The sequence below is a fragment of the Luteibacter sp. genome (assembly GCF_035539195.1).
Classification (GTDB): Bacteria; Pseudomonadota; Gammaproteobacteria; order Xanthomonadales; family Rhodanobacteraceae; genus Luteibacter.
In genome coordinates, this window is record NZ_DATLIW010000030.1 from 304,116 (window position 1) to 319,274 (window position 15,159).

14 protein-coding genes and 3 tRNA genes are annotated in these 15,159 nt (G+C 62.3%); 11 read left to right on the top strand and 6 right to left on the bottom strand.

Annotated elements, in window-relative coordinates; genetic code table 11:
- Positions 1–110 precede the first annotated feature (110 nt).
- The 10 genes from serC (at position 111) to VM621_RS11255 (ending at position 8,713) form a co-directional block, all read left to right on the top strand.
- Positions 111–1,196: a 3-phosphoserine/phosphohydroxythreonine transaminase gene (serC, locus tag VM621_RS11210; RefSeq protein WP_325469032.1), complete on the top strand. Its 1,086-nt coding sequence runs from the start codon at positions 111–113 to the stop codon at positions 1,194–1,196.
- Between the two features lie 80 nt (positions 1,197–1,276).
- Positions 1,277–2,377, top strand: a complete 1,101-nt coding sequence (gene pheA, locus VM621_RS11215) for a prephenate dehydratase (RefSeq protein ID WP_325469033.1) — start codon at positions 1,277–1,279, stop codon at positions 2,375–2,377.
- Entirely contained in the window at positions 2,374–3,486 is a 1,113-nt protein-coding gene (gene hisC, locus VM621_RS11220; RefSeq protein ID WP_325469034.1) for a histidinol-phosphate transaminase, read from the top strand. Before pheA ends, hisC begins: the two co-directional genes overlap by 4 nt.
- Positions 3,483–4,793 carry a 3-phosphoshikimate 1-carboxyvinyltransferase gene (gene aroA, locus VM621_RS11225; protein ID WP_325469035.1) on the top strand — a complete coding sequence of 437 codons (1,311 nt, stop codon included), beginning with the start codon at positions 3,483–3,485 and terminating at the stop codon, positions 4,791–4,793. The genes hisC and aroA overlap by 4 nt, the downstream gene beginning before the upstream one ends.
- 58 nt (positions 4,794–4,851) lie before the next feature.
- Entirely contained in the window at positions 4,852–5,634 is a 783-nt protein-coding gene (gene kdsB / locus VM621_RS11230; protein ID WP_325469036.1) for a 3-deoxy-manno-octulosonate cytidylyltransferase, read from the top strand.
- 218 nt (positions 5,635–5,852) lie between these two features.
- Positions 5,853–7,676, top strand: a complete 1,824-nt coding sequence (uvrC, locus tag VM621_RS11235) for an excinuclease ABC subunit UvrC (RefSeq protein ID WP_325469158.1) — start codon at positions 5,853–5,855, stop codon at positions 7,674–7,676.
- A gap of 17 nt (positions 7,677–7,693) precedes the next feature.
- The gene (gene pgsA, locus VM621_RS11240) at positions 7,694–8,308 is read left to right on the top strand and encodes a CDP-diacylglycerol--glycerol-3-phosphate 3-phosphatidyltransferase (RefSeq protein WP_325469037.1); all 615 of its coding nucleotides are present in this window, start codon (positions 7,694–7,696) and stop codon (positions 8,306–8,308) included.
- A 38-nt stretch (positions 8,309–8,346) separates the two neighbouring features.
- Positions 8,347–8,422 (top strand) — tRNA-Gly (locus tag VM621_RS11245).
- Between the two features lie 79 nt (positions 8,423–8,501).
- Positions 8,502–8,575: transfer RNA gene (locus VM621_RS11250), tRNA-Cys, on the top strand.
- Positions 8,576–8,626: 51 nt separating this feature from the next.
- Positions 8,627–8,713: transfer RNA gene (locus VM621_RS11255), tRNA-Leu, on the top strand.
- 370 nt (positions 8,714–9,083) lie between these two features.
- Here VM621_RS11255 and VM621_RS11260 read toward each other — a convergent pair.
- Entirely contained in the window at positions 9,084–9,635 is a 552-nt protein-coding gene (locus tag VM621_RS11260) for an RICIN domain-containing protein (protein WP_325469038.1), read from the bottom strand.
- A 780-nt stretch (positions 9,636–10,415) separates the two neighbouring features.
- On the opposite strand from VM621_RS11260, the gene VM621_RS11265 reads away from it, so the two are divergent.
- Positions 10,416–11,069, top strand: a complete 654-nt coding sequence (locus VM621_RS11265; RefSeq protein WP_325469039.1) for an outer membrane beta-barrel protein — start codon at positions 10,416–10,418, stop codon at positions 11,067–11,069.
- A gap of 84 nt (positions 11,070–11,153) precedes the next feature.
- Here VM621_RS11265 and VM621_RS11270 read toward each other — a convergent pair whose 3' ends face one another.
- The 5 genes from VM621_RS11270 to VM621_RS11290 all read right to left on the bottom strand — a co-directional run bounded on the left by VM621_RS11270 (position 11,154) and on the right by VM621_RS11290 (position 15,151).
- Positions 11,154–12,587, bottom strand: coding sequence for a hypothetical protein (locus tag VM621_RS11270; RefSeq protein WP_325469040.1), 1,434 nt, complete (start codon positions 12,585–12,587; stop codon positions 11,154–11,156).
- A gap of 51 nt (positions 12,588–12,638) precedes the next feature.
- Complete coding sequence (locus tag VM621_RS11275) at positions 12,639–12,956, bottom strand: hypothetical protein (protein ID WP_325469041.1); 318 nt, start codon at positions 12,954–12,956, stop codon at positions 12,639–12,641.
- Positions 12,957–13,073: 117 nt separating this feature from the next.
- Entirely contained in the window at positions 13,074–13,403 is a 330-nt protein-coding gene (locus VM621_RS11280) for a hypothetical protein (RefSeq protein WP_325469042.1), read from the bottom strand.
- Between the two features lie 81 nt (positions 13,404–13,484).
- Positions 13,485–14,786: a hypothetical protein gene (locus VM621_RS11285; protein ID WP_325469043.1), complete on the bottom strand. Its 1,302-nt coding sequence runs from the start codon at positions 14,784–14,786 to the stop codon at positions 13,485–13,487.
- A gap of 20 nt (positions 14,787–14,806) precedes the next feature.
- Positions 14,807–15,151: a hypothetical protein gene (locus VM621_RS11290; protein WP_325469044.1), complete on the bottom strand. Its 345-nt coding sequence runs from the start codon at positions 15,149–15,151 to the stop codon at positions 14,807–14,809.
- Positions 15,152–15,159: the final 8 nt, after the last annotated feature.

The window sequence follows — 15,159 nt, forward strand, 5'->3', positions numbered from 1 at the left end:
CACGGTCAGATTTACGCCTCGAAATGTTATCTCCGCATCATTTTTCGGTTAGGTTTCAGGAATGCCCGTCCGAGGCATAATGGCTGTTCCCCTTCCGACCCGAGAACGAAGTGAGCAGAGTCTGGAATTTCAGCGCCGGCCCCGCAGCCTTGCCGGAAATGGTCCTCAAGCGCGCGCAAGCGGAAATGCTCGATTGGAACGGATCGGGTGCGTCGGTGATGGAGCTTTCCCATCGCGGCAAGCGTTTCATGGAATTAGCCGCCGCCGCCGAGCAAAGGCTGCGGATGCTGTTGGCGGTACCGGCGAACTACAAGGTCCTGTTCCTGCAGGGCGGGGCGACCCAGCATTTCGCACAGATTCCGATGAATCTTGCTGCCGAAGGCGATAGTGCCGATTACATCGTCACCGGCCACTGGGGCGAAAAGGCCGTACGCGAAGCAGCGCCTTATATCGATGCCCGCGTGGCGGCCACCTCGGAGGCGGCGAACTACCTCGCCTTGCCGCCGCGGGAGGGTTGGACGCTCAATCCACGCGCTTCGTACATTCATTACACCCCGAACGAAACGATTCACGGCGTGGAATTCCACGACGTGCCGGAGGTGGGTGACATTCCCCTGATCGCCGATATGTCGTCGAATATCCTCAGTGAGCCGGTGGACGTCTCGAAATTCGGGCTGATCTACGCCGGCGCGCAGAAGAATATCGGTCCGTCCGGCCTGGTCGTCATGATCTTTCGCGACGACCTGCTGGCGCGCAAAGGCCGGCCGATGGCGAAGATCTTTCGCTATGCGGAGCATGCGGCGAGCGATTCCATGCTCAATACACCCAATACCTGGGGCTGGTATCTCGCCGGCCTCACCTTCGAATGGCTGGAAGCCCAGGGCGGTCTGGCCGCCATGGGCGAGCGTAACGCGCGCAAGGCGAAAACGCTCTACGACGCGATCGACGGCTCCGGCGGCTTCTATCGCAGCCCGGTGGCGGTCGACTCGCGGTCGCGGATGAACGTGCCTTTCACCCTGCATGACAGCGCGTTGGATGCGGCATTTCTCGCCGAATCCGAAGCGGCCGGCCTGCTTGCGCTGAAAGGACACAAGGCCGTCGGCGGCATGCGCGCATCGCTGTACAACGCGGTTCCCCAGGAGGCTGTGGATGCGCTCGTGAACTTCATGCGGGACTTTGCAGCGAAGCACGGTTAAAGTCGGGGGTCACCGCAGTGCAGCATAGCTGTTGCGGTGGTAACCGTTTCATTTGTAACCACTTAACCGCCTGGACGTTCATGAGTAAGACCCCCGCCGACAAACAAGCCACGCTGACCGAAGCGCGTACGCGCATCGACAGCATCGACCAGCAACTGCAGTCGCTCATCAGCGAACGTGCCCGGTGGGCGCAGCAGGTCGGCCGGGCCAAGGGCCCGTTGAAGGCGGCGGTGGAGTATTACCGACCCGAACGGGAAGCCCAGGTGCTGCGCGGCGTGATCGACCGCAACGACGGCCCGCTGCCGAACGCGGAGCTGGTACGTCTGTTCCGCGAGATCATGTCGTCCTGCCTTTCGCAGCAGCAGCCGCTGAAGATCGGTTTCCTCGGCCCCGAGGGCACCTTCAGCGAGCAGGCAGTGCGCAAACATTTCGGTCATGCCGCGTACGGTCTGCCGCTGGGCAGCATCGAGGAAGTGTTCCAGGAAGTGGCTGCCGGCAACGCCGACTTCGGTGTCGTCCCGGTGGAAAACTCGGGGCAGGGCATGATCCAGATGACCCTGGATATGTTCCTCGTCTCCAAGGCCACCATCTGCGGCGAAGTGGAACTGCGCGTTCACCAGAACCTGCTCTCGCTCAGCGGCGAGCTGAAGGACGTCAAGCGCATCTATTCGCATCCGCAGTCGTTGCAGCAGTGCCAGGCATGGCTGCGCGTCAACCTGCCGGATGCCGAGCGCGTGCCGGTGTCGAGCAACGCCGAAGCCGCACGGATGGCGCGTCTGGCGCCGGAAGCCGCGGCCATCGCCGGCGAAACCGCCGGTCGTGTCTACGGGCTGAAGACCATCGCCGGGCCGATCGAGGATCGGTCGGACAACACCACGCGCTTCCTTGTCATCGGCCGTTCCATCTTCCCGCCGTCGGGTAACGACCGCACGTCGCTGCTGGTTTCGGTGAAGGACAAGCCGGGTGCCTTGTACGACGTGCTCAGCCCACTCGCACGCCACGACATCAGCATGAACCGTATCGAGTCGCGTCCGGCGCATACGGGCAAGTGGCAGTACGCCTTCTTCATCGACGTCTCCGGTCATGTCGAGGATGAAGCGCTGCAGGCCGCGCTCGACGAGATGAAGCCCGCCGCCGCGGATGTGCGCGTGCTCGGCTCCTACCCTGTCGCCTTGCCATGACCGCGGCGTTCGATGCGGCGACGCTCGCCAACCGGGCGACGTCGGCCCTGCGTGCCTACGATCCCGGTCACGACCTTCCCGCCCTGCGCCTGCAGTTCGGCAGCGTGCTGTCCGAGCTCGGTTCCAATGAGAACCCGCTCGGGCCGAGCCCGCTTGCCATGCGCGCCGCCACGCGCGTACTCGAGGACATCTGGCGCTACCCCGATCCTCTCGGCGCCGCGCTGAAGCACCGGCTATCGAGCGAACTGGGCGTGCCTGTCTCCGGCATCACGCTGGGCAACGGCTCGCATGAACTACTGATGCTGCTGGCGCAGTGTTTCGCCGATGCCGAGCATCCCGTGGTGCATTCGCACTATGGCTTCGCGGTGTTTCCGATCGCCGCAGCGGCGGCGGGTGCGCCGTCCCTTGCCGTGCCGGCATTGCCGTCCGACCACCCGGAGGCGCCGTATGGCCACGACCTCGACGCGATCGCGGCGGCGGTGACGCCGTCGACGCGGCTGGTCTACCTGGCCAACCCGAACAACCCCACCGGCACGTGGTTCACGGACGCCGCACTCGAGGACTTCCTCAACAAGGTGCCGATCCAGACGCTGGTCGTCGTGGACGAGGCGTATCACGAATACGTGGATGCCCCGGGTCTCAGCACGGCGATGCACCTGCTCGGTCGTTTCCCGAACCTCATCGTCACGCGTACGTTCTCCAAGGCGTACGCGCTGGCCGGCCTGCGCATCGGCTACATGCTCAGCCATCCATCCGTCGCCGCCGTTTGCGAGCGCCTGCGCGAATCGTTCAACGTCAACGGGGTGGCCCTGGCCGCCGCCGAGGCGGCGCTTGGCGATCACGAGCATCGGGCCCGGGTGCGCGAGGCCAATCGACGCGATCGCGGGTGGCTGGCCGACGAGCTCACCGCTCGCGGCCTGCGCGTGTTGCCGTCGCAAACCAATTTCCTGCTCGTCGACCTGGGTCGCGATGCCGCCGCTTTCGAAGCGCATTTGTTCGAACGCGGGGTGATCGTGCGCCCGATGGGTGGTTATCGTCTGCCGCATACCGTGCGGGTCAGTATCGGTAGCCGCGCCGAGCTTCAACGCCTTCTGGAGAACCTGCCATGACCCGCCTGGACTGGCTGAGCCGCGCCGCTGCCGGCCCCTTGCATGGCGACGTCGTCGTGCCGGGCGACAAATCCGTGTCGCATCGGGCGTTGATGTTCGGTGCCCTCGCCGAAGGTACGTCGCATATCCGTGGCTTCCTCGAGGGCGAGGACACGCGCGCCACGGCGGCCATCCTCGGCAAGCTGGGTGTGCGTTTCGACACGCCCGCCGCCGGCGAGCGCCTTGTCCATGGTGTCGGCCTGCACGGCTTGCGCGGAGCGAGCGAACCGCTCGATTGCGGTAACGCAGGCACGGGTATGCGCTTGCTCGCGGGGCTGCTCGCCGGGCAGGCATTCGATTCCACCCTCGTTGGCGACGAGTCGTTGTCGCGCCGGCCGATGCGTCGCGTTACCGATCCGCTGACGACGATGGGTGCCTCGATCGACACCGAGGACGGCAAGCCGCCCTTGCGCATCCATGGGGGCGCGAAGCTCAAAGGCATCACGTATCACCCGCCCGTTGCCAGCGCGCAGATCAAGTCGGCACTGTTGCTCGCCGGCCTGTATGCCGAGGGCAAGACCGAAGTCATCGAGCCGCACCCGACGCGCGACTACACCGAAAGCATGCTCAAGGCTTTCGGCTGGCCCATCGTCTACTCGCCAGGCAAGGCGACGGTCGAAGGCGGCCACACCCTGCGCGCGGTGGATGTCGACGTGCCTGCGGATATTTCGTCGGCGGCGTTTTTCATCGTCGCGGCCTGCATCGTCCCCGGTTCCGCGTTGCGCTTCAAAGGCGTCGGCCTCAATCCGCGGCGCACCGGCTTGCTGGCCGCGCTGGAACTGATGGGTGCCGACATCTCGGTGGAGAACGAGCGCAGCAGCGGCGGCGAAGACATCGGCGATCTCGTCGTTCGTTATCGGCGTTTGCATGGGGTCGCACTGCCGCTGGATATCGTGCCGGACATGATCGACGAGTTTCCTGCGTTGTTCGTCGCCGCCGCGGTGGCCGACGGACTCACCACCATTCGTGGGGCCGCCGAGCTCCGTGTGAAGGAGTCGGACCGCATTGCCAGCATGGCGGCGGGCCTGCAAGCCTGTGGCGTGAAGATCGACGAGTTGCCGGACGGCGCGATGATCCAGGGCGGCACGATCGGCGGCGGCGCGATCGACAGCCACGGCGATCACCGCATCGCCATGAGCTTCGCCGTGGCCGGCCTCGTGGCCTCGGCGCCGATCGCCATCGGCGACTGCGGCAACGTCGCCACGTCGTTCCCCGGCTTCATGGCGCTGGCCAACAGCGTCGGTTTCCAGCTGGAAAGCGCACGCTGATACATGGCCCCGATGGCGGGAAGGCGTTACGCTTTGCTTTCCCGTTACGGAAGTCGTCATGGCCCTCAAGATCCCACCGTTCGTCGTCGTGGTGCCCGCGCGCTTCGGCTCGACTCGCCTGCCGGGCAAGCCGTTGCTGAAGATCGACGGCGAGTCGATGATCCGCCGTGTGGCGGCCCGGGCAGGGCAGGCCGGTGCGGCGCAAGTGGTGGTGGCGACCGACGACGACCGCGTCGCCCACGAGTTGCGCGGCTGCGGTGACATCCTGGTCTGCATGACCCGCGAGGATCACGCGTCGGGCAGCGACCGTATCGCCGAGACGGCCAGCCATTTCGGCTGGCCCGAGGACACCATCGTGGTGAACCTGCAGGGCGACGAGCCGTTCGCGCCGGCAGCGGGCATCCGCGCCGTGGTCGCGGCGCTGGCCGGCGACGAGGCGCCGATGGCCACCCTCGCCACGCCGATCACGCACGCGGAGGAATTCTTCGATCCGAATATCGTGAAGGTCGTTCGCGCCGGCAACGGCCGCGCACTCTATTTCACCCGGTCGCCGGCGCCCTGGGCGCGCGACGCTTTCGCCCAGAGTCGGCAGACCCTTCCGACGGACGTCCCCTTCCTTCGTCATATCGGCATCTACGCCTACCGTGCGGGCTTCCTGCGCCGCCTGGCGGCGCTGCCGAGGACGCCCCTGGAGCGCGCGGAGTCGCTCGAACAGCTGCGTGCCCTTGAACACGGTTACCCCATCTCGGTCCAACTGACGCCGGAACCCTTCCCGCCGGGCATCGACACCGCCGAGGACCTGGTGCGGGCGGAGCGCTGGCTGGCCTCGGGCGGCCACTGAGCGGGGTCAGGGATTCCTTACAGCCCGGCGAGGGCGAGCCCGACTCACGGGGCCGACCTGCGCCGAGGGCGCCAGCGAGGGTGAGCCCTTAATCTATCCCTGTCGCCACTGTCATCCCCCAAGGGCGGCGACACCCCACGGAAGGTTAGCGCCGGCATGGTCCACCCCATGCCGGCGTTTTTGCGTCCGGTCAGCGCCGACACGCTAAAATGTCGGCCATGGAGCACACCGAGTCGCATCCGTTCGATGGCAAGGCCTTCGTCCGCCACCTCACCACCTCGCCAGGCGTCTACCGCTATTTCGATGCGGAGGACGAGCTCCTGTATGTCGGTAAGGCGGCCAATCTCAAGAAGCGCGTCAGCAACTACTTCCTGAAGCCGCCCATGGATCCGCGCATCGCCTCCATGGTGTCGCAGATCGCGCGGGCCGAAGTCACCCTCACGCGTACGGCGGGCGAGGCGCTGCTTCTCGAATCGCAACTGATCAAGTCGCTCAAGCCGCGCTACAACATCGTGCTGCGCGACGACAAGAGCTATCCCTACATTTACCTGTCGGCGGGCGAGGAGTATCCGCGCCTGGGTTTCCATCGCGGCGCGAAGACCGGGCCGGGTCGGTATTTCGGTCCTTACCCGAGCACGTTCGCCGTGCGCGAGAGCCTTGGCCTGATGCAGAAGCTGTTCAAGGTGCGCCAGTGCGAAGACAGTTATTTCCGTAATCGTTCTCGCCCGTGCCTGCAGCACCAGATCGGCCGCTGCAGCGCGCCCTGCGTGCGCCTGATCGACGTGCCCGACTACCAGAACGACGTGCGCCATGCCGAGATGTTCCTCGAGGGTCGCAGCAGCGCGGTCATCGACGAGCTGGCCGTGGCGATGGACCAGGCCAGCATGGCGCTGAACTTCGAGCGCGCGGCCACATTGCGTGACCAGGTGTCGGCACTGCGCAAACTCCAGGCCCAGCACTTCGTGCAGGGTGCCAGCGCGGACATGGATGTGATCGCCTGTTGCCTGGAGGGCGGCATGGCCTGCGTGAGCGTGCTGTTCTTCCGTAACGGCGTGAGCCTGGGGTCGCGCGATTTCTTCCCGCGCCTGCCGATCGATGCTTCCGTGGGCGATGTGCTCGCGCAGTTCATCGCGCAGTACTACCTGGAGCGCCAGGTACCGCGGGAACTGGTGCTGAGCGATCCGGTGGAAGACATCGAGGTGCTTGCGCAGGTGCTTTCCGATCACGCCGGCTATGTCGTGTCGCTGAAACCCAGCGTTCGCGGCGAGCGTGCACGCTTCCTCGAAATGGCCCAGCGCAACGCCAGTGCCGCGCTCACCTCGCGCCTCGCCAGCCGACATACGCTGCTGGCCCGCTTCGACGATCTGCAGAAGGTGCTCCAGTTGGATGCGCCGCCGCGACGGATCGAGTGTTTCGATATCAGTCATACGCGCGGCGAGGCCACGGTGGCATCGTGCGTGGTGTTCGGCCCGGAAGGTCCGGAGAAGTCGCATTACCGCCGCTTCAATATCGCGGGCATCACCCCTGGCGACGACTATGCCGCGATGTACCAGGCCCTCACGCGCCGCTTCAAGAAGGTCGTGGAGGGCGGGGCCAGGCCGGACATCCTGCTGATCGACGGTGGTGCCGGTCAGGTGGGGCAGGCCATGGACGTGCTGCGCGAGCTCGGCGTCGAAGGCATTCGTGTGGTTGGCGTGGCGAAGGGGCCGGGGCGTCGCGCCGGGGAGGAGACGCTGGTGCTCGCCGAGAGCGGGAAGACGCTGCATCCGGGTACCTCGTCGCCGGCGCTGCACCTGGTCGCCGCGGTTCGTGACGAAGCGCACCGTTTTGCGATCAGCGGGCACCGCCGGCGGCGTGAAGCGGCCCGTGAGCGGAGTACGCTGGAAGACGTCGCAGGCGTGGGTGCACGTCGACGCGCTGCGCTGTTGAAGGCTTTTGGCGGTCTGGCCGGTGTCGAAGCGGCAGGCGTCGAAGAATTGATGAGCGTGAAGGGGATTGATCGCGGCCTCGCCGAACGCATCTATGCCATGCTTCACCCCTAAGTTGCATGCGACCGACTATGCGAATCAACCTGCCTACCTGGCTGACCCTCTTCCGCGTGCTCCTGCTCCCGGTCATGGTCGTCGTTTTCTACCTGCCGTTTCGTTGGTCGAACCTCGGCGCCGCCGCGGTCTTCGTGATCGCCGGCTTCACCGACTGGCTCGATGGCTACCTGGCCCGCCGCATGAACCTCACCTCGGCGTTCGGGGCCTTCCTCGACCCGGTGGCCGACAAGCTCATGGTGGCGGTCACCCTGTTCCTGCTGGTGCAGTCCCATCCGGGCGGGTGGCAGGGCGTGCTCCTGGCCGTCACCGCCTCGGTGATCGTGGGTCGCGAGATCAGCGTCAGCGCGCTACGCGAGTGGATGGCCCAGATCGGCGCCCGCTCCAAGGTGAAGGTGGCCTTCCTCGGCAAGCTGAAGACGCTGGCCCAGATGGTCGCCCTGGTGGTGCTGCTGGTTCAGCACGACACCGAATCGCTGGCATCGTACAACGTGGGCGAAGCGCTCCTGGTCCTCGCCGGCATCCTGACGATCTGGTCCGGCGTCGACTATTTGAGGGCGGCGTGGCCCAGTTTGCGCGGGGATTCAGAGGACGTGAAAAAAAATGAAAAAAAGTCGGTGCAAAGTGGTTGACACAATTCCGATCTGATCTAAAATAGCTGGACAACGACGCGGGAATAGCTCAGTTGGTAGAGCACGACCTTGCCAAGGTCGGGGTCGCGAGTTCGAGTCTCGTTTCCCGCTCCATGTAATTCTACAAAACCTCGGACCTCCGAGGTTTTGTTTTTTAAGCGCCACGCGGGTACTCTCGCGCTGCGCAAGCGATGGCCGGGTGGCAGAGTGGTCATGCAGCGGACTGCAAATCCGCGTACGCCGGTTCGATTCCGACCTCGGCCTCCATCGCATTTCAGAAGGCGCAACCGTTACCGCGGCTGCGCCTTTTTTCTTTCCGCCCGGATGGCGAAACCGGTAGACGCAAGGGACTTAAAATCCCTCATCCGAAAGGGTATGTGGGTTCGAGTCCCACTCCGGGCACCAGAGACGTCTCCAAGGGCGTCCATGCAGGGCCACAGAACGCGACTAGATGGGTGCAAATGCCAGGTTCTACGGGCATTACGATCCGCCTGCGTCCGCTGGCATCCAAGTCAAGCATGTGAGTAAGCGCGTGAGTAAGGTCCGCGTGACCCATCCCCTGATAACTGGCTCATCGTAAAGTAGAGACTTCGGCCGACTGGGCCCCGTGACCAACGAGGATTCCGCGCATGAAGAAGTCGCGTTTTCCGAGGGGAAGGTCGCTTACGCTCTCAAGCAGGCCGAGCTGGGTACGGCGGTCGGTGCGATCGAAAGTCTCCGACGGAGGTGGCCCTAGCCGGAGGAGCACCAAGCTCCTCCGAGCTATGTAGCGTGGCTAAACCCCGATCATCTTCCAGCGTGTGGACTGGTCATTCACCGCGCCGCATCCGGAAACCTCATAGGGGCGGTAAAAGCTTGCGTCAGCCCTCAAACACCAGTGGGTCGCAACACTGACGATGTGTCGAGCCAGAAGTGGCGCGGGGAAGGTACTCGTCCCCACTGTGACGTTCTGTACAGGAGCTTCAATAGTGAACTGTTGCAGGGGATCATTGACGTTGCACACATGTTGGCGAAGGCCAAATGAGCCCGAGTTCGGGTCGGTGCTCTCAACGGCAGCGCACATGCCAGATCCAACGTTCACGATCCGTGCCATTGAGGCGCCCGCATTGAACGCATACACCTGAAAAGCCCATGATTGATTTGACGTTCCGGTGCAGGGATACAATTGAATGACCGCTCCGTCGACTGTGGAGAAATCGACGACGTCCCAGCACTGGTTGGTCGCGTTTGAAACGATGGCGCTCGAAGGGGCCGCTTGTGCATGGCCAACCGGGGTCATGACCAAGCCGGAAAAGGCAACGACCAGACCTAGAACGAAGTTCCTCATAAATATTCCTTGCGTGATACCGCCCGCTGGCGGCGGCTCATCGTCTTAGATGCCTCACGTGAAGTCTGTAGGATTTCCCTTACACCTTGAGGAGTCTTAGAGAGGCTCGAGTCCGATCCGACCTAGCTCACTCGCGATCCGTAGCATTCTCGACCCATGGCAAGGAGGCGGCGTCGTTCCGGCGGGGACTCGAGTGTGCACCCGCTGGGCAACCGATGACGCGACCTAGCGCTGGAAAAGCGCGAGGTGGCTGCTAAGAATCGCGGGTCGCCAGCACGGGTCATGTCACGGAGTCGATCGTTACGCGTCGCTTGTTCCATGGCAGGCTCGAATGAGCCAATAGGTTAGGCCCAACGCCAGTGGGGCACCCGCCAGCGCAAGCGACTGGCCTGCGCTGACGGTTGTAGATCAAGCAAGACAAATCTCCTGGCAAGCGCCAGAAGTGCGATTAGCAATGAGACGGACGTCTGGACGATGCTCTTCTGGCGCGCCCGACCTGATGGTCGAGCGCATGACGCATGAGCTCGACATAGTCGCTTCTTCGCTGTTCTTGACCACGTCGATGGCGTCCTCCCGCGCGAGAAAATTCGTTGGCAGGACATCGCAGGCCAGGGCATCCAGTCGCGAACAAATACTATCCGCTATTCCGCGGCCGATGAGGTGGAATGCATACCAGGTCGAGATTCCTGCCTACGATCCGAGGTATTCCACTGGTAGAATGCACTGCCTCCATGGCCGTTCCGGTGGGTTCGCCGGGGTGTATTCGGAACAGGGAATTTCATGAAGAAGATTCTGTTTATGGTGTCGCTGACACTAGCTGCCGTACCCGTCACCCGCGCATCTGACCAAGGTGCATTCATTTCGGTTTCAGCGGGCCAAAGTCGGTTGCTGATCGACCGCGCCAGCGTCCCTGATCGACGCGACAGGGCTATCACCTTGTTCACTGGGTACCGATGGTCAGTCGCTCCCTCGTTCAGTCTTGGCGTTGAAGCAGGGTATGGCGATTTAGGCAAAGCCAGCGGCAATTCCTATAGCGAGTATGTTTTGACCGACATCAACGGTGTCGATCACGTGTTGACATGGCGGGAGCGTCGGTACTACCAGACCAAGGCCTATCTTCTCGGCGTCAATGGACAGTGGGATATCACTGATCGGTGGAATCTTTCGGCCCATCTCGGTGCAGCGAAATACAGAACGAACTTCGTCATCGCCAGTCACGGCACATTCGATAACCTTTCAGACGACTCTCGAAGTGACTACAAAGAGCGCCGCGGAAGCCACTACTACGGCCTGAGTACGGGCTACAAGCTGTCGGATCACGTCGAGCTGTCACTTACTCTAGATCGCTACCATCCGTCGTTTAGCTTCGGGCGCTATGGCACCGAAACCTATTCCCTTAACGTTTGGGGCGTCAAAGCTGAATATTCCTTCTGACCGACCTCTAGATATTGCCGGACAGACTGAGTGCGCCGGGGTCGGTAAAGGCCACTCAGTCCGCCCTGTACGCGCGGATATATACTAATCAGTGAGACGGTAGACGGCGGCAGGCAGATCGCCGAAGTCGATGTTTATGGCGTTTGTACTCTGACCCACTGTTTCCCACAGGCCCGTACCGAAGTTGAGCTTTTCGACCTTGGTCCGCCAATTATTCAGGCCGGAAGTCGCCGGCGCCACTGGCCCGTTGGGCCTCGTTACAAAGATGACGATATCCGTTCCGTTCGTCGGATTGCTGTATTCGCTGGCCATGATGTCCTGGGACGGTAGCCATCCTACGAATGATCCGCTGGGGACGCCGAGCCATGGTGCTAAGAAGTCGATATAGCTATACCCTCGGAGCGCGTCCTGCACCTGTCGGGTAAAGCCGAATACGCTTTGTTGCTCGAAGGCAATATCTCTCGGATTGTTCGCAGCGTCGAGCATTCCGAAGTTCTGTCCCTCGTCGTGACTGATAAAGTTGGCCGTGCCCCGCCCACCAAAGGCGTAAAACCAGGCGGCGTACCACCGAAGGTCGCGAAACGACGCGTGTTGGGGCTCGTTGGGATTCCCTTCAGGTGCGGCTTGTTGGTAATTCTGTAGGTAGGTGACGGACACGACGCCGCGAACATTCGCCTGTTGCGCAATGATGCTCGAATTGCTGGTCATCAACTGTTCGCGAGCAACGGTGCAGGTACCGAGCGCCGCGTTAAACGGATAGAGGTCGTAAGCGATGTAGTCGGGTTTGATCTTGTCTAGAGCGGAAACGACGAAGCTGGTGTATCGGTTCGTCATGGCATTGAGCTTGGAACGGTCAACGATGGCGTTCGAGATGCAATCCACGCCAAAATCGGCTGGCGAAATTGCGCCAGCTTGACCCTGCGGCGGATTTGGCGTGTAGAGCGATGCATCGTTCGCGTTGACCGGAGCGAGATTAACAAAAATCTTCAGGTCGGCGAGAATGGGTTGGTTCCGTACACATTGCACCAGTGCGCCGAGGTTTGCATGCTCCGGTTGCGCGGCCTCGTCCTTGAGCTGCAGGCCAATGAATGACTCTGGATGGTGCAGCTTCAAGGGAATAAGAAACGTATTGATACGTTGTTGTGTGTAAGCGTTGCAGTCAAACACGCCTGTGTCGGCATTGATGGCTGGGTCGAGTGTCCACCGTTCCGAGCTGAGAAACTTAGCCGACCTGCTGTCGATCGCCGCCGCGAGCACTTCTGCCTCGTCGAGAGTTGCCGACGGAATCATGAAGTATTCGACACCCGCCTCCTGGAGATTCGTGACCGCTTTTAGCGCCTGCGCAGGACTGGTCATGTAGCAAGTGGTTTGCGCCCCTGAACCGTCAGCCGGGCAGCTCTTTGTCGCCTCCATCATCACGAATGACCCGCTCGGTAAAGGAACGGTGGCGCATGTCATTTCCGACGTCATGCTTGCGGCGCAAATGGCCGCAACGATCCACGGCTTCAAACTTTCCATATGTCGGTCCCTGATGAGGCGAATGTATCGACATCGATTCTCGGCGGAAATTTACGTCAAGACCTCTACCTTGGTCGCATTGCAGAACCCACTAGCGTCCATTTCGTATGTAACGTTTGAGACAAGGGACCCGCGGGCCTGAGCGGAAATAAGTATGGCAAGCATCGCCTTGGGCATCGGTTGGCTCATATCCCCCAGGAACACAAGATTGAACTTGCAGGGCGCCGACGTTCCTTCCTTGAAACCCACGTAAGCACTCGTGGTTGTCTGTGCGCCGATTGACACAATTGTGCGATTGACATCGTCCGTTGCACTGGCTTGCGCTGAGACAAGAAAAGTCATGCCAATGATTAATTCGACTAGCTTCATGGGTCCTCCTGATGGTGATGCGCTTCATTGTGTCGGTGCTGCGCACCCAATGTCAGCCGGAATCCGATCATTGCATTAGGTCCATGCCGAACTTGATGTAGCCCTTGGCCTGCGACGTCACATGGCGATCGTGACCGAATTGGACAGTTCCGAGTCACCCCAATAGGAAGGGCAGGTGTTGCTCCCGTATACCGAGATGGGCCTTGACGATGCGATCGCCGTCAGAAGCGTCGCGTACATCGTCTTTCCTTCCGGCGTCGAGGCATTGATGACGAATGCACCTCCCGGGCCGCACGGCGCTGGGCTCGGATGGCTCTCAACGGTAAAGATGACAGCCGTTCCGTAGGCCGTCAGGCGGGTAATATTGCCGCTTCCGTCTCCCGCCGAGGCGGCGGCCGATACGCACAGGGCAGCGGCGGCGAGAAGCGATAGGGTGAATCGATTCATGGCGAATGTCCTTATCGATCGGTGGGATGCGACGGTCGAGTTACGGTTCTCAGCTTTCCAAGTCTGCTCGTTGCTCATGAGTCAATCGAACCAGATCAATGGAAGATCGCGCGTCATCGCCAAATGAATAAAGCTTCCCGTGGTGGACGCATGCAGCACGACATGGTGAACGCCTGGCGTAAGGGCAGCCGCACCGGCGGCGAGATAGCTGGTGCCCAGCGTTCGGGTACTCACCGACGAGGGTGATGCCAGCTGCTGGACGCCGAGGGAGCCGCGGCGTATGCCATCGATGGTCAGGTAGAGGAAGCCCTGTCCACCGGGATCGGACGCGTCGGCTTGTATCCTCGTCTTGCCACTGACCAGGACGACACCGTTGTGTCCCGCGGGCACCACGATGTCTCCTTCGGTAACAATCACATCCGAACCGGTCGCGGGGCATCCGGCCGACCCCTGACTGGTGGCAATGCAGATGTAATTGGTCACGTTGTGCGGATCGGTCGGTGCCGACGCGGCGCCGACAACGCTCATGCCGCCGGTCAGCGTGACGAGGGTGGAATCACCCCCAACCCGATACTGAACGTTCTCGCCCGCGTAGGGCAGGGCGGTCGACACTAGCGATGCTGTGTGCGCACCAGTCAGCGACGGCACGAATGCCTGGGTAAAGAAGGGTGCCTGGTTCTCGGCGTACTCGTACATGTCGTTGTCCGACCAGCTCGCCTGATTGTTCGGCAGCGTACCGCCATCCAGCGCAACGGTCGTCAGCGGGTCACCGGCATTGCCCCATCGAAAGATCCGCGCCGAGGACAGGGCGACCACAGGTTGCCCCGCGCCGGCATTCACGGTCAGATTCACCAGATTGGTGGTGGGCAGAACCGAGGTACTGCTCATGCCGGCGACATTCGGTGCGATGACGCCGGTGTCGGCACCAGGAGAGCCCGTAGCCACGGCGGCCGCCGGATTCACCAAGGCGCTCAGGTTACTCTCCGCTCCGATGGTGAACGATCGGCTGTTCTGCGATGACGCGTGCAACTCGATCGTGTGGTTGCCGGCGCCCAAGAAGACGGCCGCGATGTTGTTGTAGCTGTGCTGTTGTGGGCTCTTCGAAACCGACCAGTCCGTCACGCTGGCATTGCCGACGGGCGCGCCATCAACAAAGATCCGCGTCGTCGCGATAGCGGCGGCGCTGGGAATGTACCTTCCGTCCGATTGCAGATAGACCCACGCGTTCTGCGCGAGCGAAACCGAATTGCTGAGCACGACCACATCGGCTGGCCCGACGACGCGATCTGCCGCGAGCTCGGCGTAAGCCGAGGTGGATTCGCCTGCCGATGCAGTGGCCGAAATGGCAAGGCAGAGGGATGCAACAAGAATGCGGGTTCGCATGGTGTACTCCTTGTTGGAGCTTAGAAAATCAGAGTGTCGACGTCTTCGCTATTGGGCCAGCGAGTGCACTGTCCTGAACCCTGTACGCCCACGGGTATGCCGGCGGCGCGCGCGGAAAGGAGTGCCGCGTACTGGCGCTTGGATGTGTCGCTGTTCTCCAAGGGAAGAATCCAGAGGTTATTGGACGTGGCACACGCGGCACGACCGGAGATCGCGCCGTCGAGTTCGAAGAACACCAGGCCGTCGTTCTGGCGAACGTAAACATGAATGATGTTACCGGTCACGACACCGCCGGCGTAGCTGGGGCTAGTGGTGAACATTCCGCAAGCGACGACGCCTGCGGCCAGGAACGAGCGAAGCTTCATGGGCTTTC